23 protein-coding genes are annotated in these 26,773 nt (G+C 69.0%); 10 read left to right on the top strand and 13 right to left on the bottom strand.

Annotation, left to right across the window (positions count from 1 at the left end; translation table 11 throughout):
• Positions 1-4: 4 nt before the first annotated feature.
• Positions 5-1,213: a CaiB/BaiF CoA transferase family protein gene (locus H0264_RS12090; RefSeq protein WP_181585480.1), complete on the top strand. Its 1,209-nt coding sequence runs from the start codon at positions 5-7 to the stop codon at positions 1,211-1,213.
• Entirely contained in the window at positions 1,210-2,139 is a 930-nt protein-coding gene (locus H0264_RS12085; RefSeq protein WP_181584044.1) for a beta/alpha barrel domain-containing protein, read from the top strand. Before H0264_RS12090 ends, H0264_RS12085 begins: the two co-directional genes overlap by 4 nt.
• A 36-nt stretch (positions 2,140-2,175) precedes the next feature.
• On the opposite strand, the gene H0264_RS12080 is transcribed toward H0264_RS12085, so the two are convergent.
• Positions 2,176-2,430 carry a hypothetical protein gene (locus tag H0264_RS12080; protein WP_181586146.1) on the bottom strand — a complete coding sequence of 85 codons (255 nt, stop codon included), beginning with the start codon at positions 2,428-2,430 and terminating at the stop codon, positions 2,176-2,178.
• A gap of 305 nt (positions 2,431-2,735) precedes the next feature.
• On the opposite strand from H0264_RS12080, the gene H0264_RS12075 reads away from it, so the two are divergent.
• The gene (locus tag H0264_RS12075; RefSeq protein ID WP_181584043.1) at positions 2,736-3,287 is read left to right on the top strand and encodes a hypothetical protein; all 552 of its coding nucleotides are present in this window, start codon (positions 2,736-2,738) and stop codon (positions 3,285-3,287) included.
• Between the two features lie 8 nt (positions 3,288-3,295).
• Here the strand turns inward: H0264_RS12075 and H0264_RS12070 are convergent, their stop codons facing one another.
• Positions 3,296-4,384: a hypothetical protein gene (locus H0264_RS12070; RefSeq protein WP_181584042.1), complete on the bottom strand. Its 1,089-nt coding sequence runs from the start codon at positions 4,382-4,384 to the stop codon at positions 3,296-3,298.
• Between the two features lie 117 nt (positions 4,385-4,501).
• On the opposite strand from H0264_RS12070, the gene H0264_RS12065 reads away from it, so the two are divergent.
• Positions 4,502-4,906: a nuclear transport factor 2 family protein gene (locus tag H0264_RS12065; protein ID WP_181584041.1), complete on the top strand. Its 405-nt coding sequence runs from the start codon at positions 4,502-4,504 to the stop codon at positions 4,904-4,906.
• 63 nt (positions 4,907-4,969) lie between these two features.
• Here H0264_RS12065 and H0264_RS12060 read toward each other — a convergent pair whose 3' ends face one another.
• Positions 4,970-6,097 (bottom strand): acyl-CoA dehydrogenase family protein, encoded by a 1,128-nt coding sequence (locus H0264_RS12060; RefSeq protein WP_181584040.1) that lies wholly within the window; start codon positions 6,095-6,097, stop codon positions 4,970-4,972.
• A 9-nt stretch (positions 6,098-6,106) separates the two neighbouring features.
• The gene (locus H0264_RS12055; RefSeq protein ID WP_181584039.1) at positions 6,107-7,276 is read right to left on the bottom strand and encodes an acyl-CoA dehydrogenase family protein; all 1,170 of its coding nucleotides are present in this window, start codon (positions 7,274-7,276) and stop codon (positions 6,107-6,109) included.
• Between the two features lie 209 nt (positions 7,277-7,485).
• Here H0264_RS12055 and H0264_RS12050 point away from each other — a divergent pair, with 209 nt between their 5' ends.
• Positions 7,486-8,247, top strand: coding sequence for a hypothetical protein (locus tag H0264_RS12050; RefSeq protein ID WP_181584038.1), 762 nt, complete (start codon positions 7,486-7,488; stop codon positions 8,245-8,247).
• 165 nt (positions 8,248-8,412) lie between these two features.
• Here the strand turns inward: H0264_RS12050 and H0264_RS12045 are convergent, their stop codons facing one another.
• Positions 8,413-10,212, bottom strand: a complete 1,800-nt coding sequence (locus H0264_RS12045) for a DEAD/DEAH box helicase (protein WP_181584037.1) — start codon at positions 10,210-10,212, stop codon at positions 8,413-8,415.
• Between the two features lie 422 nt (positions 10,213-10,634).
• On the opposite strand from H0264_RS12045, the gene H0264_RS12040 reads away from it, so the two are divergent.
• Entirely contained in the window at positions 10,635-11,438 is an 804-nt protein-coding gene (locus H0264_RS12040) for a carbon-nitrogen hydrolase family protein (RefSeq protein WP_181585479.1), read from the top strand.
• 1 nt (position 11,439) lies between these two features.
• Here H0264_RS12040 and H0264_RS39195 read toward each other — a convergent pair whose 3' ends face one another.
• A complete protein-coding gene (locus H0264_RS39195; protein ID WP_181584036.1) occupies positions 11,440-13,689 on the bottom strand; it encodes a serine/threonine-protein kinase in 2,250 nt (749 codons plus the stop codon).
• Positions 13,690-13,769: 80 nt separating this feature from the next.
• Here H0264_RS39195 and H0264_RS12030 point away from each other — a divergent pair, with 80 nt between their 5' ends.
• Positions 13,770-14,414, top strand: a complete 645-nt coding sequence (locus H0264_RS12030) for a phosphoribosyltransferase (protein ID WP_181584035.1) — start codon at positions 13,770-13,772, stop codon at positions 14,412-14,414.
• Between the two features lie 80 nt (positions 14,415-14,494).
• Here H0264_RS12030 and H0264_RS12025 read toward each other — a convergent pair whose 3' ends face one another.
• Entirely contained in the window at positions 14,495-15,025 is a 531-nt protein-coding gene (locus tag H0264_RS12025) for a gamma carbonic anhydrase family protein (protein ID WP_181584034.1), read from the bottom strand.
• 86 nt (positions 15,026-15,111) lie between these two features.
• Entirely contained in the window at positions 15,112-15,849 is a 738-nt protein-coding gene (locus H0264_RS12020; RefSeq protein ID WP_181584033.1) for an alpha/beta hydrolase, read from the bottom strand.
• A gap of 323 nt (positions 15,850-16,172) precedes the next feature.
• Here H0264_RS12020 and H0264_RS12015 point away from each other — a divergent pair, with 323 nt between their 5' ends.
• Complete coding sequence (locus H0264_RS12015; protein ID WP_244976164.1) at positions 16,173-20,051, top strand: bifunctional RecB family nuclease/DEAD/DEAH box helicase; 3,879 nt, start codon at positions 16,173-16,175, stop codon at positions 20,049-20,051.
• A gap of 10 nt (positions 20,052-20,061) precedes the next feature.
• On the opposite strand, the gene H0264_RS12010 is transcribed toward H0264_RS12015, so the two are convergent.
• Together H0264_RS12010 and H0264_RS12005 are read right to left on the bottom strand one after the other, a co-directional pair.
• Entirely contained in the window at positions 20,062-21,246 is a 1,185-nt protein-coding gene (locus tag H0264_RS12010) for an amino acid deaminase/aldolase (protein WP_181584032.1), read from the bottom strand.
• A 112-nt stretch (positions 21,247-21,358) separates the two neighbouring features.
• A complete protein-coding gene (locus tag H0264_RS12005; protein WP_231083083.1) occupies positions 21,359-21,841 on the bottom strand; it encodes a TetR family transcriptional regulator in 483 nt (160 codons plus the stop codon).
• Positions 21,842-22,276: 435 nt separating this feature from the next.
• Here H0264_RS12005 and H0264_RS12000 point away from each other — a divergent pair, with 435 nt between their 5' ends.
• Positions 22,277-23,011 carry a tyrosine-protein phosphatase gene (locus tag H0264_RS12000; RefSeq protein WP_181584031.1) on the top strand — a complete coding sequence of 245 codons (735 nt, stop codon included), beginning with the start codon at positions 22,277-22,279 and terminating at the stop codon, positions 23,009-23,011.
• Positions 23,012-23,051: 40 nt separating this feature from the next.
• Here H0264_RS12000 and H0264_RS11995 read toward each other — a convergent pair whose 3' ends face one another.
• Complete coding sequence (locus H0264_RS11995) at positions 23,052-24,281, bottom strand: class I adenylate-forming enzyme family protein (RefSeq protein ID WP_181584030.1); 1,230 nt, start codon at positions 24,279-24,281, stop codon at positions 23,052-23,054.
• 132 nt (positions 24,282-24,413) lie between these two features.
• The gene (locus H0264_RS11990) at positions 24,414-25,208 is read right to left on the bottom strand and encodes an enoyl-CoA hydratase/isomerase family protein (protein WP_181584029.1); all 795 of its coding nucleotides are present in this window, start codon (positions 25,206-25,208) and stop codon (positions 24,414-24,416) included.
• Positions 25,209-25,329: 121 nt separating this feature from the next.
• Between H0264_RS11990 and H0264_RS11985 the strand changes: the two genes are divergently transcribed.
• Entirely contained in the window at positions 25,330-26,355 is a 1,026-nt protein-coding gene (locus tag H0264_RS11985; protein WP_244976163.1) for a glutathione S-transferase family protein, read from the top strand.
• Here the strand turns inward: H0264_RS11985 and H0264_RS11980 are convergent, their stop codons facing one another.
• Complete coding sequence (locus tag H0264_RS11980; RefSeq protein ID WP_181584027.1) at positions 26,356-26,766, bottom strand: VOC family protein; 411 nt, start codon at positions 26,764-26,766, stop codon at positions 26,356-26,358. It abuts the gene before it with no gap.
• Between the last annotated feature and the right edge of the window lie 7 nt (positions 26,767-26,773).

The following is a 26,773-nucleotide window of genomic DNA, read 5'->3' as shown; positions in this document are numbered from 1 at the left end:
GACCATGGAGATTCGGCCGCTCGACGGTGTGCGCGTACTGGAACTGGGCAATTACGTCGCGGCGCCCACGGCGGGACGCATCCTCGGGGATTTCGGGGCCGAGGTGATCAAGGTGGAGCGCCCGAAAACGGGTGATGAGCTGCGAAACTGGCGGCTCTACGGTGGCGACACCTCGATGCTGTATCGGACGGTCAACCGGAACAAGAAGTCCATCACACTGGATCTGCGCACCGAGGCGGGGCGGGCGATCGTGCTCGAGCTGATCGAGAAGTGCGATGTACTGCTGGAGAATTTCCGGCCGGGGATGCTGGAGAAGTGGGGGCTCGGGCCGGAGGTTCTCAATGCCGCCAATCCGAATCTGGTGATCACGCGGATCTCCGCGTACGGGCAGACCGGCCCACTGTCGCAGCGGCCGGGCTTCGCGGCGGTGGCCGAGGCCGTCGGCGGTTTGCGCGAACTCGTGGGCGATCCGGATCGGCCGCCGGTGCGCGTGGGCGTGTCCATCGGTGATTCCATCGCGGGCATCTACGCCGCCTTCGGCACCGTCATGGCCCTGTTCCAGCGCGAGCGAGTCGAGCGAGTTCCCTTGGAGCAGCGCATCATCGACGTCGCGCTCAATGAATCCATTCTGTCGGTGATGGAGTCGCTGGTGCCCGACTATCTCGCCTACGGCATCAATCGCGAGCGGGTGGGCGGGCGTATGGAGGGCATCGCCCCCAGCAACGCGTACCCGACCAGTGATGGTTTCAGCATCATCATCGGCGGCAATGGCGATGCCATCTTCCAGCGCTACATGCAGGTCATCGAGCGCCCGGATCTCGCGAAAGATCCTGAGCTGCAGGACAATGCGGGCCGCTGGCGCAATCGGGAGCGGCTGGACGCGTCGATCGCCGAATGGACGCGGCTGCACACCCGCGACGAGGCGCTGAAGATTCTGGAGGAGGCCGCCATTCCGTGCGGTCCCATCTACACCGCCGCCGATATCGTGGCCGACGAACAGTACCGGGCGCGCAATATGATTCAGCCGTTCGCCGTGGACGTGGGTGAGCCGGAGCCGAAGCAGGTCGGCTTCACCGGCATCGTCCCGGTGATCGGCGGGCAGTCGCTGCCCATCCGCAATGTCGGCCCGGATCTGGGCGAGCACACCCGCGAAGTCCTGTCCGGCCTGCTCGGCAAGTCCGATGCCGAGATCGATGCCTTGGAGGCCAAGTGAATTCGCCCGCCATCCTGCGTGATGTGACCCTGCGCGACGGCCTGCAGCTCACCGGCAAGGTGCTGCCCACCGAGCGCAAGGTCGAGATCGTGCGCGAACTGCTGGCGCTGGGCGTGCCGGAATTGGAGATCGGTTCCATGGCGCGCCCGGATCTGGTGCCGCCCATGGCCAATACGCTCGAGCTGGTGTCGGCGCTGACGCCGGCGGAGCTGGAGCGCAGCTGGGTGTGGGTGGCCACGCCCCGGCACGTGGAGAAGGCCGCGGCGGCGGGTGTGCGCAATTTCCAGTACTGCTTCTCGGTGTCGGACGCGCACAACAAGGCCAATATCGGCCGCACCACCGAGGACAGCCTGGCCGCCATGCCGGATGCCGTGCGCATTGCGCGGGCGGCGGGCGGGCGGATTCAGCTCTGTCTCGCAACGGCTTTCACGTGCCCGTTCGACGGACCGGTGGATCCGGCGCGGGTGCTGGCCATTGCCGCGGACCCGCGCGCCGAGGGTTCGTCCGACATCGTTATCGCCGACACCCTGGGTCAGGCGCATCCAGGGCAGGTGGGTGCGCTGATCGCGAGCGTGGCGGCCACCGGGCGCTGGGGTGATCCCGCGCATCGAATCGTGTTCCACGGCCACGACACCTGGGGTATGGGTGTCGCCAATTCGCTGTCCGCGATCGCGGCGGGCGCGGGTGTGGTGGACGGTTCACTGGGCGGGCTGGGCGGCTGCCCGTTCGCGCCCGGAGCCTCCGGCAATACCTCCAGTGAGGATCTGCTGTTCGCCACCCGCCCGGACTGGTTCGAGCCGCGCACGCTGGCCGCGCTGGTGGGGATGTCGGAGCGGCTGCTGGCCGAATTGGGTGAGCCGAATCGCTCGCGCACGGCCGAGGGCAGCCGGTCGAAAGCCGAAGCGTTCGAATGGGTTATCCGCTGACGGGCGTTCCGCAGGCCGGCGCGGCGGGCGGGTCCGTCAGACCGGGCCGGCGGTGCTGTCGGCGCGCAGCTTGAGCAGCACCAGACCGGCGGTGCACGCGAGAATCAATCCGGCGACGGTGATTTCGACATGTAGGCCGGCGATCCCGAGGACGGCGCCGGTGATTCCGCCGAGGAAGATCAGCCAGGCGACGGTACGGGCCAGGATTGCCGACAATCGCGACGGCTTGGCGGCCGTAGCGTCCCCGGTTCGCGCTGCGGCGCGCAGAGGGGATGTCGAAAAGGCACCCATCATCTACTCCTCGATGACGCCCGACATCGGGAGCGAATCATCGGCGCGTCCCTCAGCAAATCCTGGGCGTCTCACGTGTAACTTTGGACACACATTACGGCTCCGCAACGGAATGTCCATACGACACGTGCCGTCAACACGCGGGATTTACTAATTCGATATCTGAATCATCGCTGTTTGAGATATCTTCGTGGCTTTCGGAACGAGCCACCCCATCCCAGAATTCGGGACGAGGATCTCACCTGGCCCCGCACTGCGGCCTCCGTTAGGGTGAGCCCACTCGAGACGAATCAGGAGTGCCACCCATGGACGGCAGCAACGCCGGCGCTGACGAGCGCGGCGACACCCTGTCGCGCAGGCTGCCCACCCCCCTGGCGGGCGCAGCCATCGCGGCCGGTGCGGTGTCGCTCGGTCTCGTCCTCATCGGCGCCTGCGGTCTCGGCGGCCAGGACACCTACGTCCCGCCCCCGCCGCTGAACGCGGATCTGCAAGCGGCGCCGGTGAATTCCGCGTCCGGCACCGGCAGCACCACCCCGGTCGTGGTGATCCCGCCCTCCCCGAGTTGGCGGGTGGCCGCCGGCGAACCGCGCCAGCCGCGCACCACCACCTCGGCCGCGGAAACCACCGAACCCGACCCGGATCCGGAAGACGCCGACACCACCACGAGTTCGCGCACCACCACCTCGCGGCCCCCGCGCACCACCCGCCCGCGCCCGACCACCACCGAGCGCACCACCACCGAATCCACCCGGCCGACCACCACCGAACCGGAACGCACCACCGAACCCCCGACCACCGCGCCGACCACCTCGGAACGCTCCGCGGCGATCGACGAGGAATCGGTGTCGCCGGAATAGGTTCGGGCCTACCAGTCACCGTCCTGCACCGGCTTGCCCGGCTTGCCGAGCGGCTTCACCTGACCGGGCTCCGGTTCCTGCCACGGCTCGTGATCGTCACCCAGCCACTCCCCCACCGGGGCCACCTCGGTGAGCGGTCCCGCGGGTGCGAGATCGGTTGCGTCGGAATCGAAGTAGTCGAACCAGGGCAGCCCGGCCGCCGTGTACGCGGCGCGGTCCACCGGCGACGGCGGCGGCGCCTCACCGGTGATGTGCCGCCAATCCGGCGGTGTCACCAGGTGCACGAACAACCGCCCGGAAGCTGTTGTGCCCCAATCACTCAGCGGCCGCTCGTCCGCGAAGATCTCCTGCCGCATGGTCCCGCCCACACCCAGCCCCATCGCCTTGGCCTGCTTGCCGGCGCGCATACGAGTTCGCCCCGCCGAACCGGGAGTCGGACGCGGTGGCTGCGCGCCATACCCGCCCACCTGCGGGGCGGGCGGCGGCGCAGCGGCCGGGGCGGCGCCCATCCAGTCGATGCCGTCGCCGGACGTGGTCATGTGCCGGACGTCTTCGGAGGCCATCTCCTCCCGCCACGCGGCCAGGGCGGCGGGGTTCAGCGCGAAGTTCTGCAGCTGAATCCCGCCCCACACCTCTTCGCCGGTGACCTGACCTTCCACGGTCGCGCCCAATCCCATTGGCACCGCCACGAATTGGCGGATAGTCCCCTTGCCGGAATTGATCCCGTCCAGCCACGGCTGCCGCGGCAGCACCACATAGTTCTGCGGATCCCGGCTCAGCCGATCACTCCACGGCTTCCCCGACACCGCGCACACCTTCCCCACGCCGATCTGCAGTGCCGCGGGATCTTTCGCCGAAAACCGCAACCACATGGCCTCCCGCAGATACATCGGCAGCATCACCCCGCCACGCCTGCGCCATTCGTCGGGCACCGAATCCGCGTAATCCTGCACCCGTCGCACCGGAAACTCCCCGAGCCCCGGCGGCAGTGCGTGCGTCCCCGTCTCGGGCAGCCGCAGCGTGCGAATGAACCGCACCCCCACCCCACCCGGCAGCAGCAACGTATTCCCGTTCAGCCGTACCGCGTCCTCCGCCATATCGGCACTGTCCCACAATGCCTCCACACCCGGTACCGCATTTCGGCGGGCATCGAAGGGCGATCGGGTTCCCATTCGTCCAAGCCGGGCGGGCCGCTGCGCGCCTACCGTCGACCCATGTCCACCACCTCGTTCACCGAGCCGGCCGCCGACGTCGAACGCGCGCTCCGGGCCAGATACGACGCCTGGCTCGTCGCGCTCGTCGCCAACGACGCGGACGCCATCGCCGGATTCGTCACCCCGGACTGGATTTTCGCCGGCGAGAACGGCATCACGCCCGGCGATCTGTTCCTGAATCTGGTCCGGGACGGCACGCTGAGCCACTCCGCCATGGACGCGGTGGGCGACCCGATCATCCGCGTGTACGGCGAGACCGCGACGCTCACCGTGCGCGTCACCAACACCGCGCACTATCAGGGGCAGCGGATCGAATCCGATGAATGGACCACCGATGTGTTCGTTCGGCACGACGGCGCCTGGCGCTGCGCGCTGACGCACCTCACGGCCGTGCGAGGCGTCTGAACACACCGGAAACGGCCGCGCCCGTTCCGAATCCGGAACGGGCGCGGGACCGCGGGAGGCGGATCAGATCTCGACCAGGGTGTAGTCCGTGACGCGGTCGGTGAGGACGCGCAGGTGGTCGAGGTCGGTGCCGAGGGTCCGGCCGATGGCGGTCAGGCGGGCTACGTAGTGGCTCACCGGGTACTCGGTGGTGATGCCGATGCCGCCGTGCATCTGGATCGCCTCCTGGCCGATGTGGCGGGCCGACCGGCTCACGCGCAGGCGGGCGCGGGAGGCGATGGACGGGTCGATGACATCGTCGGCGAGGGCGGCGGTGGCGTAGTAGCTCATGCTGCGCGCCAGTTCGAGCGACACGTACATATCGGCGGCACGCTGGGTGAGCGTCTGGAACTTGGACAGCGTGACACCGAACTGCTTGCGGGTCTTCAGGTATTCGGTGGTCAGGCGGAGGGACTCTTCCATCGCTCCGAGTGATTCCGCGCACAGGGCCGCGTGCGCCCGCACCGTGACCGCCTCGATGGCCGGGCAGGTGGCGGACCGGTCGGCGAGCAGTTCGGCCGGAGCCGCCGTGAATTCGATCTGCGCGCCGCGGCGGCCGTCGAAGGTGCGGAACGGCTTGCGGGACACGCCTTCCGCGGTCGCGGACACCAGGAACAGGGCGGTGCCGCCCGCCGGCAGGGTCGCGCTCACCACCAATTCGTCGGCGCAATCACCGTGCGGCACAGGGTTCTTCACGCCGGTGAGCACCCAGCCGTCGCCCTGCGCGACCGCCGTGGTGGTCAGTTCGATCGCGGGCCAGCGGTTACCGGGCTCTTCATGGGCGAACGCCAGCAATTTCTCGCCCGCCACCACCTCGGGCAGGATGCGCTGCCGCTGTTCCGCGGTCCCGGCCTGCGCGATCAGTCCGCCCGGCACCAGCACGGCATCGAGCAGCGGTTCCGGAGCCAGCCGGCGGCCGATCTCCTCGAGCACGACCATGACCTCGATCGGCCCGGCCCCGACACCGCCGTCCGCTTCGCTGAAAGCCAGTCCCAGCACGCCCAATTCGGCGAGCTGATGCCAGAGGTCGCGGCTCCAGCCGAGTTCGGTGTCGGTGACCTTCAGTCGCGTCTCCGGGTCGTAGGCGCGGGCGAGCAGATCCCGGACCGTGTCCCGCAGCATGACCTGTTCATCGGTGAGTTCGAAATCCATGGTGGCAGCTCACAATCCGAGGATGGTGGAGGCGATGATGGTGCGCTGCACCTCGTTCGATCCTCCGTAGATGCTGGTCTTGCGGTAGTTGAGATAGGTGGGGCCGGTGTGCTGGGCCCACTCCGGGGACGCGATGTCGTCGGCGTGCACCGGCAGCGCGTCGGGTCCGGCGATGTCCAGGAGCAGTTCGGTGGCGGCCTGCTGCAATTCGGTGCCGCGCAGTTTCAGCACCGAGGAGGCCGGATTCGGCTTGCCGTCATCGGACTGCGACACCACGCGCATCAGGGTCAGCTCCAGCGCGAGCAGCTCGTTCTCCAGTTCGGCGACCCGGGCCGCGAACACCGGATCCTCCAGCAGCGTGCCGCTGCCCGACTTGGTCTGCGCCGCATACTCTTTCGCCAGCCCGAGCTTCACCTTGGTGCGGCCCACACCGGTGATGCCGGTGCGCTCGTTGCCGAGCAGGAACTTCGCGTACGTCCAGCCCATGTTCTCCGCGCCGACCAGCTGATCGGCGGGCACCCGGACGTTCTCGAAGAACACCTCGTTGACCTCGTGGCGGCCGTCGATCAGCTTGATCGGGCGAATGGTCACGCCCGGCGATTTCACATCGAAGAGCAGCATGGAGATGCCGGCCTGCTTCTTCACCGTCGGATCGGTGCGCACCAGGCAGAAGATCCAGTCCGCGTGCTGGGCCAGCGTGGTCCAGATCTTCTGGCCGTTGACGATGTAGGAGTCGCCGTCGCGCACCGCGGTGGTGCGCAGCGAGGCCAGATCCGAACCGGCGTCCGGCTCGGAAAAGCCCTGGCACCACCAGATGTCGAGGTTGGCGGTCGGCGGCAGGAAACGCTGCTTGAGCTCCTCGGAGCCGAACTGCGCGATGACCGGTCCGATCATCTGCGCATTGAAGGTGAGCGGTTCGGGGACCGATGCCAGCTGCATCTCGTCCTCCCAGATGTGGCGCTGCATGGGCGTCCAGTCCCGACCGCCCCATTGCACCGGCCACTTCGGCACGGCGAGACCGTTCTCGTTGAGGATCCGGTGGGTGGTGACGATGTCCTCGCGGGAGAGTTCGCGACCGTACTTCACGCGGTCGCGGATCTCGGCCGGAATCTTGGTCCGGTAGAACTCGCGCAGTTCGTCCCGGAATTTCACCTCGTCCGGTGACAGGGCAAGCTTCATTGCTGACTCCCAGGGCTGATCCTGTTGACTTGTGGTCAACATACTCCGGGGTAAACCTGGGGCTGTCGGCTGGCTCACCTCCACCGACCACTCGCCCTGTTCCGCCACTGCTGGTACGTTGCGGAATGACTGTCGCGCACGTCACGTACGCGCGCGGAAGCGAATCACCGGCCACCCACCGGCATCCGAAATCGCAAGGAGCAGCACGAGTGAGCACCCTTCGTCGCCGCGCCGCGTCCACGGCAGCCCTCGCTGTCACCGCGGCCGCCCTGAGCATCGCGTCCGGTCCGGCCGGAGCCGAACCCAAGACGCTGCTCGACACCGCGACCGAACAGCTCACCGCCGCCGCCGGCGACAATCAGGACGCGCAGGCCGGCGTGAACGCCACCGTCAAGGCAGCGCAACTGGTCACCGCCGCCCACCTGAACAACATCGCCTTCACTCCCTTCGGCTACGCCGCCCCCACCATCGGCTGTGGCAGCAACCTGCCCTTCACCATGACCGTGGCCTCCGCCGTCTCCGGCGTCGACGGCCCGGACGTCGGCCTCGCCGGCCCGCCCGGAACCCTCCGCTTCCAAGCCGCCCCCGCCCACTCCGGCATGCCCCTCGCCTCCGGCCTGAGCGTCGCCTGGCTCAATGTGGCCAACGGCCGCAGCGGAATCCACGGCCTCGACGAACTGACCGAATACAACCTCCCCGCCCTCTCCAAGACCGTCGACACCGGTGCAGGCACAGTCGTGGCCTCCCTCTGGGGCACCATCGACTACCCCGGCTCCCGCTGCGTCGTCTTCCCCACCGTCGGCCTCTTCACCGTCCCCGAAATCCCGAAGCCCGCCGCCCCGGCCACCACCAATCCCGCTGCCCCCAATGCGAATCCGGCCGCACCGGCCACCAACCCTGCCGCACCGGAGACTCCGGCCGCGTCCAACGGTTCCGGCGACACCGGATCGGGCGTCCCCGCCGCCAACTGACCGTCAAACCTGCCTGGGACGAATGAAGTCGAACCAGCCGAAGGCGTACAGGTGGTGTCCGGCCATCGACACCGGGCGGCCGTCGGCTTCCCACAACCACAACGTCCTCGATAACGCCGAACGGCCGAAACCCCTTGGGGTTTCGGCCGTTCTACAACCTCGGAGCTACGCGCGCGGCTTGCGGCGTTCGTAGCGGGGCTTCTCGCTGCGGGAGTCGCGGCGCGGGTTGCGGTTCATGCCGCCGCGCGGCGGGCCCTGGTCCAGCTGGAGCTGGATGAGCTGGCCGCTGATCCGGGTGCGGCTCAAGGCATTCAGGGTTTCGGAGGATAGATCCGCGGGGAGTTCGACCAGGCTGTGGTCGGGGCGGATGCTGATGTGACCGAAGTCGCTGCGACGCAGGCCGCCCTCGTTGGCGATGGCGCCGACGATCGCACCCGGGGCGACCTTGTGGCGCTTGCCGACCGAGATGCGGTAGGTGGCCAGCTCGGCGCCGGTCTGACGGTGGCGGCTGGGGCCGGCGTCGCGACGCTCGCGGGGGCCGCGATCGTCGGAATCGCGGGGGGCGCGGTCACGGTCGCGCTCACGACGGGGCGCGGGCTCCGGGTCGGGCTCCATGAAGAAGTTGTCGCCGTCGTAGGAGCCGATGGCCAGCGCCGCCGCGATATCCACGAGCGGAATGTTGTGCTCGCGCTCGTAATCCTCGATGAGCTTGCGGAACAGCGGCAGGTTCGCCGAGGCCAGGTTCTCGGTGATGGTGTCACCGAACTTCTGCACCCGCTGCGCGTTCACGTCCTCCACGCTGGGCAGCTGCATTTCGGTGACCTGCTGGCGGGTGGCGCGCTCGATGGCGTCCAGCAGCCGGCGCTCACGCGGGGCCACGAACAGCAGCGCCTCACCGGTGCGGCCCGCGCGGCCGGTGCGGCCGATGCGGTGCACGTACGACTCGGTGTCGTGCGGAATGTCGTAGTTGACCACGTGCGAGATGCGGTCCACGTCCAGGCCGCGCGCCGCCACATCGGTGGCGACGAGAATGTCGAGCACGCCCGACTTCAGCTGGCCGATGGTGCGCTCACGCTGCGCCTGCGCGATATCGCCATTGATGGCGGCCGCGGAATACCCACGCGCGCGCAGCTTTTCGGCCAGCTCCTCGGTGGCCTGCTTGGTGCGCACGAAAATGATCATGGCCTCGAAGGATTCGACCTCGAGGATGCGGGTCAGCGCGTCCAGCTTGCGCTGATACGACACCATCACCCAGCGCTGCGTGATGTTGGTGTTGGTGGCCGTCTTGGTCTTGACGGTGATCTCGGTCGGATCGTTCAGGTACTGCTTGGAGATCTTGCGGATAGCGGTCGGCATGGTCGCCGAGAACAGCGCCACCTGCTTCTGGCCCGGAGTGTCGCGCAGGATGCGCTCGACGTCCTCCTGGAAGCCCATCTTGAGCATCTCGTCGGCCTCGTCCAGCACCAGGAACTGCAGCTGGGTCAGGTCGAGGGTGCCGCGCTCGAGGTGATCGATCACACGTCCCGGCGTACCGACCACGACCTGCGCGCCGCGCTTGAGACCGTTGAGCTGCACCGCGTAGTTCTGGCCGCCGTAGATGGGCAGCACGTGCACGCCGGGCATGTGCACCGAGTACTTCTGGAACGCCTCGGCGACCTGAATCGCCAGCTCACGGGTGGGAGCGAGCACCAGCGCCTGCGGCTGTTTGCCGGAACCTTGCAGACCCATGAGGATCGGGATGGCGAAGGCCGCGGTCTTGCCGGTACCGGTCTGCGCGAGACCCACCACGTCCGCGCCCTCCAGCAGCGGCGGAATCGTCGCCGCCTGAATCGGCGACGGCGATTCGTAGCCGACATCGGCGATGGCCCGCAGAATGCGGTCATCGATGCCGAGATCGGCGAAGGACGGGCCGTTCACGTCCCTCTCGTCGTCGCTGGGAACGCTGTCGGCCGGTGAGGTGCTCATTGACCAGGAGTTTACTAGGAGACGATTCGCCTTCCCGCCCCGCCTCACCCCGGCGGGCGCGCCGACGGCTCCCGCGTCGCACCGCCATTGCCCCAGCGGCGGTTTCGCAGGCGGTGTCCCGTCCGATTCGGCGGGAGATTTCCACGTCTCCGCCAGCGAGCACACCTCACCGTGACCCGCGCGGCCGTCCGACGAAATACGCTGGATCGGTGCAGCCGAATACACCCCCCGCGCCCACCGGCCCGGCCGCCCCCGCCTCGGCGGCTTCCGGCCTCGGGCACCCCGAATCCGCGCCGGTGCGCAATTACGTGACGGGCACGCTCGCCACCACCGAACCGGGCAGCGCGGGATCCGTCGCACCCTCCGCCCGCGAGACGGCGACCGCGGCCCGCACCGGGGACAATCCCGCGCCCGCCAGGGCGGTGGACATCGCGGTCGTGCAGTTCGCGCCGGGCACCGACGTGGAAGCCAATCTGGCCGGACTGCGCCAGGAGGTGCGCGCCGCCAGCGATCTCGGCGCGAAAATCGTTGTCGCCCCCGAATATTCGATGTTCTCCGTGATGCGCCTGGACGAGCGCGTGGTGAAGATCGCCGAACCGCTGACCGGCCCCTTCGTGAGCGGATTGCGCGGCATCGCAGCCGAATTCGGCGTACACCTGGTGGCGGGCGTAGCGGAAGCCCCCGGCGGCGACCACCCGGCCGACCGCATCTTCAACACCCTGGTGGCCGCCACCCCGGACGCCGAGTTCGCCGCCATCTACCGTAAAACACACCTCTACGACGCCTTCGGTTTCCGCGAATCCGAGGTGGTCCTCCCCGGCCCCCTCGACCCCCCGCAAACCTTCACCGTCGACGGTGTGACCTTCGGCATGCAAACCTGCTTCGATCTCCGCTTCCCCGAAGGCATCCGGCGCGTAGCCGCCACCGGCGCCCAGGTCCTGCTCCTGCCCGCCCAGTGGATCCCCGGCCCCGGCAAGGTCGACCAGTGGACCACCCTGCTGCGCGCCCGCGCCATCGAGAACACCATGTACGTCGCCGCCTCCGACCAAGCGGCCCCCCGCGGCTCGGGCGCCTCGATGATCATCGGCCCCAACGGCGCGGTACTGGCCGAACTCGGCGACCAACCCGGAATCGCCACGGCCCGAATCGATCTCGCCCACCTCGCCGAGATCCGCACCACCAACCCGAGCCTTTCCCTGCGCCGCTACGAGATTCGGCCGGAGTAACTCAGCCGAATTTCTCCTTGAACCAGGTCAACAGTGCCGCTTCGGTTTTCGGGCTGTTGCTCGGCTCGTCGTTCTCGGCGGTGCACACCAGCGCCAGTACATGGGCGCTGGTGTGCATGGCCAGCAGACAGGTGAGATCGCCCACCCCGCCGGCGACGGTGTAGCAGAGGTACCGGCCGATCGGCTCGTTGTCCCGCCACCACGCCGCATCCCGGCCACCCTGCGGGTTGTCGCAGGCGCGACTGTTCAAGAGCGCCACGTCGCCCTCGTAGGTCTGACTCGCCGACGCGGTATCGGGAAACCCGAAGAACTGCACCGCCGGTGAGTCCTTCCCACCCGTACACCACAGCCGCGACACCACCTCGGACGGCCGCGGCGGCTCCTGATGCCGGCAGGTGCGGCGGCTTCCCACCCGGCCGAGCTGGTCCAGCACCTCGGCATCGGCGGCGGTGAAGACGTCGGGATCATTGGCCTCGGTGGGATCGAGCATCCAGTGGCCCCCCTTGCGCGCAACATAGTCCCGGCTCACTTCGCGTTCCGGATCCGGCCAGATCTGCACGATGAGGATGAGCAACTTGTCGTGGGTGACGACCAGTGACGGCGTCGCCACCCCGGTGGTCCGGTTGACACCCGACCAGCAGGCCTTGCGGCCGATCGGCACGCCGACCGCGAGCAGCGGCCCGTCGGCGCCCGCCGGATCATCCGGACAGGCGGTCGCGCGCAGGGCGGTCAGCAACTGCGCACGGTAGTACTCGTTCATCCGCTCGGCGGTGCGGAAGCGGAAGAACTTCGCATGCGGGGCATCGGCTTCCGGGTTCGGATCGCAGAAGACCATGGCGGTCATAGTCGAATCCGGCTCCTGATGCGTGCAGTTCCAGCGGTGGTAACTGCCGCCGCCGATCAGGCTCATCAACTCGACATCCGGTCCGGTCCACGCGGTGGCGTCCGCGATCGGCCGACCTTCGGTCGCGCGCTGTGTCCACGACCACCCGGCGAAACCGACCGACGCGAACAGGACTGCCACCGTCCCCAACACAACCAGCAGCCGTCGCCAATTCCGGCGAGGTGACGTGGCCGATGCGGACCCGGTAGCCGGAACCCCACTGCCCCCGCTCTCCGTCGAGCCGCCATCGCCCGCCCGCTGCGCCGACCCCCCGCCGCCTGAATCGTCGACAAGCGGTGCCCTGAAAGGTAGCGCGACAGCCCCCGGGACATCGGTGGGCGTCGAGATGACCCCCGATCGATCCGTGATCGCGGATACGACCACGGAGCCTTCCGTGGGTGCCGAGGCGGCCGACGCGATGGTGGGTTCGGAAGTTTCTGTCCCGCTGTCGGATTCACCGGTCGGACCGGCGGCGCGCACCACCGGCAGCGAGTCGAGGGTGTCCTCGTCGGGATCTGGGAGGGTGGCCCCGCGGCCCAGGGCGCTGCGGGCGGCGATCGCGAGTTCGGTGGCGGTGCGGTAGCGGTCGCGTGGGGTTTTGGCCATGCCGCGGGCGACCACGTCGTCGAGGGCGGCGGGGAGGCCGGGGCGGACCATGCTGGGGCGGGGTGGCTGTTCGAACATGTGGGCGCGCATCACCTCGCCGTCGGAGTCCGCCGCGAATGGTCTTGTGCCGACCAAGCATTCGTAGAGGACGCAGGCCAGGGCGTAGATGTCGGCGGAGGGGCCGACGCTGCGGGAGGTGAAGCGTTCCGGCGACATGTAGGCGAACGAGCCGACTGCCGAGCCAGTGGCGGTGAGGGAGTGGTCGGTGGCCGATTGCGCGATGCCGAAATCGACCAGGTAGGCGAAATCGTCCTCGGTCACCAGGATGTTGTCGGGCTTGATGTCTCGATGCACGAGATTGTCGGCGTGGGCGGCGTCGACGGCGGCCGCGATCTGGCGCACCACATAGACCGCGAGGCGGGGCGGCAGGGGGCCGCGGGCGCGCAGGACCGCGCGCAGATTCGCGCCCTCCACCAATCGCATGTCGATGAAGAGATGCCCGTCGATCTCGCCGTAATCATGGATGGGGATCACGTGCGGTTCCTTCAACCGCGCCGCCGCATGTGATTCCCGCTGGAACCGTTCGCGATACACCGGATCGTCACTGAGCCGCGCCGACAGCACCTTCACCGCGACCGTGCGATCCTTGACGACGTCGTACGCCTGGTACACCTCGCCCATGCCGCCCCGGCCGAGCAAACGGTCCAGCCGATAGGGCCCGAATCGCGAACCGACCGCGAAGGACCTGTCCTGGGTCGCCATCTCACCCTCCGTGACCCCGATACTCGGTCAACCATAGGGTGCTGGGCCGGTACCCGGCAGCGCAACTAAACTGGAAGGCAATGATCTACCCGGATCGGGGGGCTGCCGGACGGGCGCTGGGCGGGGTGCTCGAACGGTTCCGCGCGGCGGATCCACTGGTGCTGGGGCTGCCGCGCGGCGGAGTGCCGGTCGCGGTGGCGGTGCGCGACGTCATCGGCGGGGACGTCGACATCATGCTGGTCCGCAAACTCGGGGTGCCGTGGCAGCCGGAGCTGGCCATGGGCGCCATCGGCGAGGATGGGGTGCGGGTGCTCAATGACGATGTCGTGCGGCACACCGGGGTGACCGCCGAACAGATCACGGCCGTCGAAGGGCTGGAGCGGGTCGAGCTGGAACGGCGGCGGCACGTATTGCGTTCCGCCGCAGCGCCTATCCCGTTGAAGGATCGCATCGCGGTGATCGTCGACGACGGCATGGCCACCGGGGCCACCGTCGCCGCCGCCTGCGAGATCGCGCGCCTGCACGAACCGCGGCGGGTGGTGGTGGCGGTGCCGGTGTCGTCGGCCGAAGCGCTGCACCGCATTCGGGCGCTGGCGGACGAGGTGCGCTGCCCGCTGGTGCCGCGCTTCCTCGGCGGGGTGGGCGGGGCCTACGAGGACTTCCATCAGCTCACCGACGACGAAGTGGTGGAGCTGCTGCGCGAGGCGCGCGGCGACAGTGAATAGCGCTGCCCCCAAGCCCGTTCTGCGCGGCGATCACACGGCGCTCAGCGTGGACGCCGCAGGCGGCACTGCGCGCCGCGGGCTCAGTCCGTGACCTCGGTGAGCCCTTTGCGATGCCGCTGCGCCAGTTCCGCGTAGTAGGACGGGTTGAGTTTCACCCAGCCCTCGGCCTGCGTGCCCGCGATGGGACGCTTCACCTCGGCCGGGGAACCGGCGGCCAGCACGCCGTCCGGAATCTGCGTACCCGGTGAGACCAGTGAGTGCGCGGCGATCATCGAACCCGCGCCGATGCGCGCCATATCCAGTACGGTGCAACCGTTTCCGACAATCGACTCCGCACCCAGCGTGGCGCCGTGGAAGATCACCCCGTGCGCGATGGTGGCGCCGGCGCCGATCTCCACCGGAACGTCCGGCGGCACATGGATAACCGCATTGTCCTGCACGTTCGCCCGCTCGCGCACGATGATCGGCGCGAGATCGGCCCGCAGCACCGCCCCGTACCAGATGGACGCGCCCGCCTCGACCCGCACATCCCCGATGAGCGTGGCGGTGGGCGCGACGAACGCGGTCGGATCGACCGTGGGCCGCTTGCCTTCGAATTCGTAGAGTGGCACGGCGTCCACCGTAAGCGCTCGCCGCCGCGCCCGGCTCGACACTTCCGGCCAGGGTGCGTCGCGCGCAGCAGTCGTCGCCTGCGGACTCAGCCGCGAAGGTCGTTGACCCACGCCGCAATCTGCGCCGAGACCTCGGCGTGCACCGGTTCGTGCAGCAGGTCGTGGCCGGCGTCGGCGTATTCGCGGAAATCCGCGTGCTGGGTGCGCGCCCATTCGCGCACGGGGGCGATCGGCGCGCGGCGGTCGTCGACGCCGTGCACGATCAGCGCTGGAATGCCCTTCGGCAGTGCTGGTTCCGTGCCCGGGTACAGCTTGCGCGCATCGGCGGATGCTGCCCGGCCGCCTGCTGTCACCGGCGCGGCACTGCGTGCGGAGGCGCCGCGCGGCGCAATCCCGGTGCCGCGAGCGGACTTCGGGGCTCGGCCTTCGAGCACCGCTGCGGGGGTGCCGCAGAGAATCACTCCGGCGTAGCGGGGATCGGGGTCGCCGGTCAGGACGGCGAGGGCGGTGGCGGCTCCCAGGGAGTGGCCCATGAGCACCGGCGGGGTGGCCGAGGCAATGCGGGCGAGGTCGAGGAATACGCGTGCGTCATCGGACAATTCAGGCAGGGTGCCGGGGCGGTCCGGGTCGCCTTCGCTGAGTCCGTGACCGGAGGCGTCCAGGGTCCACAGTTCGATTCCAGCGGGCTGGAGGGCGCGGGCGAAGCGGTGGTAGTGGCCGCTGTGCTGGCCGGTTCCCGGCAGCAGGGCCAGGATCGAGACCGGATTCTCGACCGGCCACCGGCGGTAGTGGAGCCGGCCGCGGGCGCCATCGAAATACGGCATCGGGTGATTGTCGCAAACTCCCTGCGGGTGGTCGCAGGGAGTGTTCCGGATGGCGACACGCCGAAATTTTCGGTTGATTTCCCGCGCCCGCACGCGCACCCGCCGCCGCGTCACGCCGGGCTCGCGCGCGAGTCGCGTTGTCCCGCAACACAGCCCGCAAACCCGCCCGGACCTGCGCCGCCGCGCCGCCCCGCGAACACGCCCATCCACCCCACCTGACGACACACCACCCACCGTCCAGTCACTACGCTGTCGCACGGCTCGGCCCGCACCGACGCGGACCGGGTGCGGGTGTCGGCGTCGAAGACACAGGAGGGCCGCGATTGATTCTGTTCGGTGATCGTGTCGTGTGCAGCACCGGTGACCTGGTGACGGCGGCGCGCTGTGAGTTCGCGCTGCTGCGCGCACTCGATGCCGAACTGGGACTGGTCACGCCGGTGGACATTTCGTCCCCCGGCGCGCTGACCCACGCCCCCACCCCGGCCGTCGACCCCATCCTCGCCGCGCTCCGCGACCGCCACAGCCCCGGCTTCACCCACATCCGCATCCCCACACCGGCGCACTCGCGCGCCACGGGGGATGCCGCCTTCACGCAGCCTCGCACCGCCACGGCCGGGCAGTCGCGCGGAGCGTGGCATTCGACGCTGGAAGAGACTCTCGCCGGGCCACACGCGGCAGCCGAACCGGCCATCGCAGCCGTGCGGGCCGCGCACGAGCTGACGGTGGCGGCGCTGCGCGAGAACCTCGAGGTGGTCGCGGCACCGGTGGTCTTCGACGGAATGCTGGCGGCACAGTGCGATTTCCTGTTGCGCGACAGCGATCCCGAGACCCACGACCACCTGCCCGCGGGTGTGGCCACCCGGCACACCGTGGTCGGCACGCTGCTCACCCTGGCCGCGACGGCGGATGCCCTGCGCCGCACCGGTTTCCGCCCCGCCCCGCACGCCCGCATGTGGGTGGACGGCGTCCCCGCCCTGCACTCCCTCGCCGATATCTCGGTCATCTATCAGGCCCGCCGCACCCGCCTGGAGTCGATCGTCGACGCCAAACTCGGCGAGCTCCTCCCCGTGCAGTGGGGTGACCGCCGCTTCCTCGCCTGCGGCAGCTGCCCCGCCTGCACCGCCGAACTCGAATCCCGCCGCGACCTACTCCTGGTCGCCGGCATGCGCCCCGCCACCCGCGCCCAGCTCCGCGACGCCGGCATCACCACCGTCGACCGCCTCGCCGCCACCGACGCCACCCCCGGCATCCCCACCCCCGCCCTCACCGCCCTGCGCCGCCAAGCCGAACTTCAACTCCACCGCGAGCGCACCGGCCACCCCGCCCACACCCTCCTCACCCCTGCCGCCCTGGCCACCCTCCCCGCCCCGGCCCCCGGCGACCTCTTCCTCAGTGTCGCCCTCGCCGACCCTGCCCCCGGCCGAATCACCAGCGCCCGAGGCGATCTCATCGTCACCCTGTGCGCCGCCGACCACCTCCCGACCGAGGTGCCGTCCGAGGCGTTGTCCGACCCCTCGGCCACCGCGCCGCGCACGACGAGCGGCCCCCTGGTGGACCGCGAGGCTGCGGCCGGATTCGAGATGTCCATGCGCACGGTGGATTTCACCGCGTTCGTCGGAGAGGAAGGCCGGCCCTCGGACGCGCAGCCCGCCGCGAGCCTGCCGGAACAGCCGGCCGCGAAGGCGGACGGTCACGGCGCGCCCGCTCCGGCCCAGCAGAACCGGCGCGGACACGAATTCTGTTCGACGGCAGCGGATTCCATCGGAGGCGGAACGGACCGGGACGCACAGAACATGGAGTGTGCGGTCGGACTGATCGCCGATTCGGATATCGCGCCCGGGCCGGAGCTGGAGACGCACGCGCTGGGTTTCGTTCCCGAGCCTGCCGTGCAGCAGAACCGGGCCGCGAATACGGTGCGGTCCTTCGTGATTCGGGTCGATCTTCCCGATCCCAAGGCAGATGCCGGTGTGCTGCAATGGGATTCCGGAGTCAAGGATGATTCCGAGGCGCTGTTGGAGTTCCTGATGCAACGGCATCGGGAGTATCCGGAGATGCGGGTGCACCACTATCGGGGGAATGCGCGCGGGTTGTTGAGCGCGCTCGGGGAACGGTATCCGGTGGGCGAGGACATGGTGGCCGAGATACTGCCTGCCACTGTGGATTTGTACCCGATCGTGCGGGCCGCGCTGGTGGTCGGCGAGCGGTCCTACGGGCTGCTGGAGTTGCCGCCCAACCAGGGCGAGAGCGATTCGAGCGCGGAATCGGTACTGCGGCTGCGGGATTGGCTGCTGAACCTGGCGAGCGAGCACGGGGTGCGGCCCGGACGGCGGCCGTGGTTCGACGGTGCGTTCGATATGAGCCCGGACGAGGTGGAGGCGGCGCTGCGGGAATTCGGGGAGGGCGGCGGCCTGGCGCCCGAGGAGCGCAGCGAGGCGCAGACGGCGGCGGCGTTCACGGCGGCCGTGCTGGGCTATCACCGGCGGGAGCGGCAGCCGCTGTGGTGGGCGCACGCCGATCGGCTGGATCATCCGGTCGAGGAGTGGGCGGATACACCGGGTGTGCTGGTGGCCGATTGGGCCGCGGTGGACACCAAGTGGCACAGCACGGATGCGGGGCACTGGCGCCGATATCTCACGCTCACAGGACGATTGGGGACGGGGAACGCGCCGCCGCCGGGGACCGCGGTGCTCACGCTGTACGACCGGCCCGCACCGGGCATGGCGGCCGCGCCGGGACGCCGGGCGCTCGCGCACGCGACCGTGCTCGGCTGCGCACTCGACCCCAACTTCGACGATGTGGTGCGGGTGGTGGAGCTGCTACCGGACGGCTGCGAGCCGTACGACGAACTGCCCTCCGCCATCGCCCCGTGCCCGCCGGGCCGCAATGTGGATGTGGAGGAAGCGCTCGAGAACATCGCGCATCACCTGCTGGTGACCCTGCCGCAGGTGCCCGCTACCGCCGTGTTCGACGTGCTGTGCCGGCGCACGCCCCGGCTGCGGTCGAGCGGCGCGCTGCCGGAGGTGCGCGGCGATCACGCGGCCGCGATCACGGCCGCGCTGCTGGAACTGGACAACTCGTATGTCGCGGTGCAGGGCCCGCCCGGCACCGGCAAGACCGACACCACCGCCCGCGCGGTGGAAAAGCTCGTCACACGGCACAGGTGGCGGGTCGGCGTGGTCGCGCGCTCGCACGCGGCCGTCGAGCACACACTCGATGCCGTGGTGCAGGTGGGTGTGCTGCCGGAACTGGTCGCCAAGGCCGACTCCCGGTCGGTCGCCTCGGAGTGGCTGGGCATCGAAGCCTCGCGGTATCCGCGCTTCCTCGACAATGCGGTGAACGGGTGCGTGGTCGGCGGCCTGCCCGCCGATTTCGCCGACCCCGAACGCATTCCGCGCGACAGCCTCGATCTGCTGGTGATCGCCGATGCCGGGAAGTTCCCGCTCGCCGACGCCGTGGCGGTGGCGCTGTGCGCCCGGAATCTGCTGCTGGTGGGTGATCCCGCGCCCGCCGCCGGGCACGGCATCCACCCGGAACCGGTGCACGAATCGGTGCTGGGCCGGTTGTTCGGCGCGCATCGCACCCTGCCCGCCGCCTACGGCTATTTCCTCGATCGCACCTGGCGCATGCATCCGCGCATGTGCGGGCCGGTGTCGCGGTTGCGCTACGAGAATCGGCTGCGCAGCAATGAAACCGTCACCCTGGCAAGGGAACTCGACGGCATCGAGCCGGGCGTGCGCACCGTGACCGTCGAACATCACGGCAATGGCACCGAATCCGCCGAGGAGGCCCGGGAAATCGTGCGGCAGGTGCGCAATCTGCTCGGGCTGCCCTGGCACACCGGCGCGGTGACCCGCCGCCTGCACCCGCACGACATTCTGGTGGTCGCGCCGTATCACGCGCAGGTGGCGCGGATCCGAACCCTGTTGTCCCGCGCCAGGATCGAAGATGTTCTGGTCGGCACACCCGACCATTTCCACGGGCGCGAGGCAGCGGTGGTCCTGGTCTCCATGACCACCTCGGCCCCCAAGGACGCCCCGCACGGCATCGGCGCACTGCTGTCGCGGCATTGGCTCACCAGCGCCATCTCCCGCGCCATGTGGGCGGCGGTGATCGTGCGTTCGCCGCTGCTCACCGAATACCTGCCCGCCACCACGGCGGAACTGTCGGACCTGGCGGCCGTGCTGCAACTCGACCGAGTCTGATCGACCCCGCTCAGCCGAAGCACTGCCCTTCGCCGCGATAGGTCGGCACGGTGGTGCGGTTGCCGTCGGCGTCGACCAGGTGCACCTGATCGAAGCGCTCGCACAGCTCGCCTGCCTTGGCGTGCCGGAACCAGACGCGGTCACCGATGCCCAGCTTGCCGGAGCCCGTCAGCGGCGTCTGCACCTCGCCCGCACCCTCGGTGCCGATGAGGTTCAAGCCCAAGGGCCACACCGGTTTCGGGACGCGGGTGGCCCCCGCCGGACCGGAGGCGATGTATCCGCCGGAGAAGGCGGTGACGATCCCGTCGGCGGGGCGGCGCAGCACCGGCAGCGCGAAGTACATGGCCGGGCGCGGCGTGGCCAGATTGCGGTAGCCGTCGAAAAGCGTTGGGAGATAGAGCCCGGAGCCCGCCGTCACCTCGGTGACATCCGGATCCGAGATGCTCAGCTCGATGGATCCGGTGCCGCCGCTGTTGACGATCTCCAGTTCCCCGACCTCGGCCCGGACCGCGTCGAGCACCTTGCGCCGACGCCGGGTGATCTCCAGGCCGGACACCTTCTTCACCAGGCGCACAGCGGGATTCGTATCCGGCAGCCCGGCGATCTGCGCCTCGTAGGTCATCACGCCGACCACGGCGAATCCACGTCGCTTGGTGGCGGCGGCCAGTCGTGCGGCGTCCTCCGGCGTGTGAATCGGTGAGCGCCGCACGCCCAGGTGCAGCGGTCCGATGCGCAGTGACGCGTCCACATCGAGACACACACGGAGAGAGACGGTTTCGCTGCCGATGGCGGCGCGAATGAAGTCCAGCTGATCGACATCGTCGATCATGAGCGTGATGGCGTCCCGCAGCACCGGATCGGCGGCCAGCTCCGCCAGCGCGGCGCGGTCGACGCTCGGATATCCGAGCAGAATGTCGCGTGCGCCCTGCCGCGCCAGCCAGATGGCCTCGGCCAGCGAGTACCCCATGATCCCGGCGAATCCGCCGGACGCGGTGAGCTCGCTGCCCAGCACTTCTTCGAGCACGGCCCGGCAGCGCACGGATTTACTGGCCACCCGGATCGGCACGCCACGTGCGCGGCGCACCAGATCGGCGGCATTGGCGCGCAGTGCGCCCAGGTCGACGGCGGCCAGCGGCGGATCGAGCTCGGCGGTGGCCGCGTGCAGCCCCGCGATCGGCGACGTGTCGGTCACCATCTCATTCGACCACGAAACTGGTCATACGTCCAGGAATTGCACAACTCTCGTAGGCTCTCAGGGGCTTCGCCCCCGAACCCCCCAAACACGGGATGCGGGCCGATCCACCCGGTCAGGCCAGTTCGACCGCCTTGGTGGACAGGTAGGACACCAGGTCGTCGAGCACGACCAGGGAGGTTTCGTCGTCACAGTCGGCGAGCCAGCGCAGGAGCATGCCCTGGATGACGGCCAGCAGGTAGGCGGCGATGGCATCGCAGGGTTCCAGCCACTGGGTTCCGGAGCGCTCCGCGCACAGGTCGAGGAAGGCGGTGACGTCGGCGTCGAGTTCGCGGATGCGGGCGGTGGCCTCGGGATCGGGGACGCAGACGGCCTGGTTCTCCCAACGCCGGCGCAGACCGGCGAGGGTGGCCTCATAGGCGCGAATCTGCTTGTCGGGGGACGACTTCAGAATCGGCCACAGCGTACTCACTCCGGCGTGTAAGAGAACTCGCAGCGCACGACTACCGCTGAAATCGAGCGACGCGGCAGCCTTCTCTATGGACTCGGCCATGGCCTGGCGTAGGCCGACCTGGATTGTTTCTCCACTAGCGCTCAACGACGACTCCCTTTGGGCGAAAGAACACGCGCACCTCTGCTTGCGCGGCTCGCTCAACGGGTATGCGGATCGGCGCCACTCCCCCGAGCAGGACCCGGCGCACCCCGTTCAACGAGTATCAATGCTACGTCGTTATCAGGGTCCGAAACCAGGTTTGATAGCCGTTTCCGGACTACAAGATTGTTTCGTTACCTAATCGGAACAGCCTCGCGATCGAATGGGAATCGTCGAAATTCTTCAATCGCCCGGTAAACGGCGGTAAACCGACCATTGGGACCGAACGGTATTTTACGGACCGACTTCCGGCGAAGCCCAGCGACTGTGCCCGAACGCACAGCGACACGCATTATCGACGCGCCGCTCGAGCGCAGGAATTCGCCCGTTCGATCCGGCACCGACACCACCGCGACACCCCTGCCCCGTTAGCCTCAGGGGGTGACTGCAGCGCGCCCTGACCAATTCCTGATCTCCGGCACCTTCAACTACCGCGACGCGGGCGGCCTCCGCACCACCGGCGGAGCCAAGGTGCGCGACGGCGTGCTGCTGCGGTCCGCGCAGCTGAGCCGGCTCGACGCGGCCGGGCACGCCACCCTGCTGCAACTGGGCGTCACCGACGTGCACGACCTGCGCGGCCTGGCCGAGATCGACTACATCGGCCACGACTCGCTGCCCGAGGGCGTGCGACTGCACATCACCCCCTTCGACTCGCGCATGGGCGAGACCCCGCCGCACGAGGCCCGCCGCAACGTCACCGCCTACAACCACATGCTCGAGGTGTACGGCCAGTTCCCGGCGCTGCCCGAGGCGCACACCGCCATCCGGGCGCTCGCGGAGTCGGTGCTGAAGGGCACCGCCCTGGTGCACTGCGCGGCCGGCAAGGACCGCACCGGCTGGGCCGTGGCCACCCTGCTGCGCGCGGTCGACGTCACCGAAGAGGACGTGTACGCCGACTACCTGCTCAGCAATGACGCGGTGCCCACGCTGCGCTCGTTCATGACCGATGCGATCAATGAGGAACTGTCCGACGATCTGCTCGGCGTGAAACCCGAATACCTGGAAGCCGCAACCAATTCCATGCTGTCCATGTACGGCGATGTGCCCGGCTACCTCGCCGAGATCGGCATCGACGCGCAGACGCACGCGGCGCTGCGCACACGCCTGCTGGAATGACACCGCCCCGGCTCGGGTGCGGGCCTCCGAGCCGGACGGCTCAGGCCCGGCGGACCAGTCCGTCGGAGTCGATGCTCACCTGATTGCCGGTGTGGAACCACTGCCCGGTGAACCGGGACCGCGTGGTCTGCGGATCGTTCCAGTAGCGCGGCGTGACATTCGGCCCGCGACAGAGCAATTCGCCGTGCCCGGCATCGGCCCGCGGACCCCACAGCGCCAATTCGGTGCCGCCGAAAGCGAATCCGAGCACATCGCGCGCGGCCGCGTCGTCGTCGCGGGCCAGGCCGATGCCGCTGGTCTCGGTCGCGCCCCAGACCGACCACTGCCGCGCCTCCGGGAAAACCTCCCGCAAGGTATCGGCAACGGTCTCCGAGGTCTTCGAGTCGGCGGCAGCCAGTTCCGCGCGATGCCCGGCACTGCACACCCGGCTCACCCGCTCCACCCGCAGCCCGGCCAGATTCGGCAGCAGCCCCGCGAAGATGCGCGGCGTCGCCGACACCATGTCGATGCGTTCGGACACAAGGGTTTCCGGAATGGCGGCCGGATCCGGCGTGAGCACCACGGTGCCGCCGACCGCGAAGGTGGGCAGCAGTTGATCCACGCACCCGCTGGCGTGCGCGAGCGGCATCAGCACCAGATTCCGCAGCCCCTCGGTGGGCAGATCCAGCGCGCCGACCACGGACCGGATGGCCGACAGCAGATTCTCATTGGTCAGCTCCACCCCGCGCGGCCCCGCCTCCAGGCCCGGGCTGGTGTAGCAGAGCAGCGCCAGCTCCCCCAGCGACGCGCCGTCGTCGATGAAGGCCGCGGCATCGGGCAGCTCGTCGCGATATTCGGCCGCGCTGCCGCCGCCGTCGAGTACGAAGTCCGCGCAGCTGTCGCGAATCACCTTGTGCGCCAGCGCGTCCGGCAGCCGATCCGGCACCAGCACCGGCACCGCGCCCGACAGCAGCGCCCCCAGGAACGCCTGCACCCAGCGCACTCCGACCGGCATGCGCACCGCCACCCGGTCGCCGTATCCGATGCCGTGCTCCTGCAATCCGCCCGCGATCCGCGAGGCCGAATACCAGAGTTCGCGGTAGGTGAGGCGGGGGCCGCCGATCTCGACCACCGCCTCCCGCGCGGCGAAGGTGTGCACCTGGATATCGAGTAGTTCGGTGAGGGCCGGAGTCAGGTTGCCGTAGCGCAGGATGCCGTCGGCACCACGCGCAAGGGGGTTGTCGCACCAGGCATTTCGCGTGTGCGGGTACTCCACCAGTAACTGCGACATCCGACCCTCCGAGTGCCTCGAGCCCGCAGGCTTCGCCTCCGTAGCACCTGCGCACCGTGACTATATGATGCACATCACACCTGTGGGCGGATTGTCGGCAAACAGATGGGCACTGTCATGCCATCGAGATACTCACTGCCCGGTGTAGGTAGCCTTCCCCGGGCCGACCTCGAGGAAACTCTTGACGGCGTTTCGCAGGTCGGAAGTGGCGAAGAGGTTGCCGGAAACCTGCGGGGTCACCGAATCCGCGTGTGCCACACCGCCGGAACGCCAGGCACCCACAATTTCCTTGGTAGCCGCATGGGCTTTGGTGGGGCCTTCGGCCAGACGGGCCAGCAGGGCGCGAGCCGCGGCGTCGACATCGTCGTGGACGGCGTTCACGACACCCCAGTCGGCCATGGTGGCGGCATCGTAAAGGTCACCGGTCATGACGAATTCGCGCGCGCGACCCGATCCGGCGCGCTCGGCCAGGCGCTGCGGGCCGCCCATGGACGGGGTCAGGCCGACCACGGTTTCGACGAGACCGAACTTGGCCTTGGGCGCGGCCAGAATGATGTCGCAGGCCAGCGCGATCTCGAAGGCGGCGGTCAGGGTGAGGCCGTGCGCGGCGAACACGACCGGGCAGGGCAGCGCCTCGAGCGGATGGATGATGCGCGCGAACAGGGTCTGCCACAGCTGCGCGCCCTCCTCCACCGACAGGCCGTCGAAGACGTGCACGTCGACGCCACCGGAGACCAGCTTGCCGTCGGCGCGGAACAGCAGCGCGCGCGGCGGATTCGCCGACAGCTCCTCGAGATCGGTCGCGATGGCCTCGAGCAGCGCCTTGTCGAAGAGATTGAGCGGCGGATGGTCGACGGTCAGGACGGCGGCCTGCGCTCCCCCGGCGGTGATGATGCGTTCCAGCCGCGTCGGCTTCGAGTCAGTCATGAGACACAATCTAGGCGGTGTCACAAATTCGAGGAAGGGTGGATCGCGCGCGGACCTGCCCCGATCACCGCGACCCGGGCTTCCACCCGCCACCGCACCGGCCTTCTGGAAGACTGAGCGGGTGACCGAGTCCAAGACCGAGCCGGGCAGCTACGTCGAGCCGGGCGAATTCAAGCGGGACACGAACTACATCACCACGCGGATCACCGCGGACGGGCGCGACGGCTATCCCGTCGAACCCGGGCGCTACCGCCTGGTCGCCGCGCGCGCCTGCCCGTGGGCCAACCGCACGCTCATCGTGCGACGCCTGCTCGGGCTGGAATCGGTGCTGTCGCTGGGCCTGTGCGGGCCCACGCACGACAAGCGCAGCTGGACCTTCGATCTCGACCCCGGCGAGGTGGATCCGGTTCTCGGGATCCACTTTCTGCGCGACGCGTACCTGAAGCGGTACCCGGACTACCCGCGCGGCATCACCGTCCCGGCCATCGTGGACGTGCCGACCGGTCAGGTCGCAACCAACGACTACGCGCAGATGACCCTCGACTTCTCCACGGAGTGGACCGAATTCCACCGCGACGGCGCCCCGCAGCTGTATCCGAAGGATCTGCGCGAGGAGATCGACACCGTCAACAAGCGGGTCTACACCGAGGTCAACAATGGTGTCTACCGCTGCGGATTCGCCGGCGACCAGGCCGCCTACGACGCCGCCTACGACCGGCTCTTCACCGCCCTGGACTGGCTCGAGGAACGGCTGGCCGGGCAGCGATACCTGGTGGGCGACACCATCACCGAGGCCGACGTGCGGCTGTTCACCACACTCGCGCGCTTCGATCCGGTGTATCACGGGCACTTCAAGACCAATCGGCAGAAGCTGATCGAGTTCCCCGCACTGTGGGCGTACGCGCGCGATCTGTACCAGACTCCCGGATTCGGCGACACCATCGACTTCGTGCAGATCAAGCAGCACTACTACATCGTGCACACCGACATAAATCCCACCCGCGTCGTGCCGAAGGGCCCCGAGCTCGGCAACTGGCTGACCCCGCACGGCCGGGAAGCGCTGGGCGGCAAGCCCTTCGGCGACGGCACGCCGCCACCGCCGCCGCTCCCGGCCGAGCGGGTGCCCGCGGGTCACCAACCGGCCTGATCAGGATTTCGCGGCGCCCGCGTAGGTGCCGAAACTCCAGTACACGCCCTCCGGGTCACGGCAGACGAAACCCCGTGACTCGTACTCGGTTTCGTCCCGCAGCGCACGGATGATGGTCGCGCCCGCCGCCTCGGCGCGGGCGTACACCGCATCCGGATCGCCGACGACGATGTACACCGAGCCGACACCGGGCGGCTGTTCCTTGATGGCCATATCCTCGCGGACCTGGCCGAGCATGATGCCGCCGCCGCCCGGCCAGGTGAGCTCGGCATGCTCGACCACATCCCTGGCGGCCACGAACGCGGCTTCGAAACCGAAGGCGCGCTCCAGGAAATCGATGGCCGCGCGGGCGTCCCGATAGGACAGGGTCGGCCAGATGGGGGTTGCTGTCTTGACTGTCGATTCGCTCATGAATCCA

Source organism: Nocardia huaxiensis (assembly GCF_013744875.1).
GTDB lineage: Bacteria > Actinomycetota > Actinomycetes > Mycobacteriales > Mycobacteriaceae > Nocardia > Nocardia huaxiensis.
This window is presented reverse-complemented; position numbering and strand designations above follow the sequence as displayed.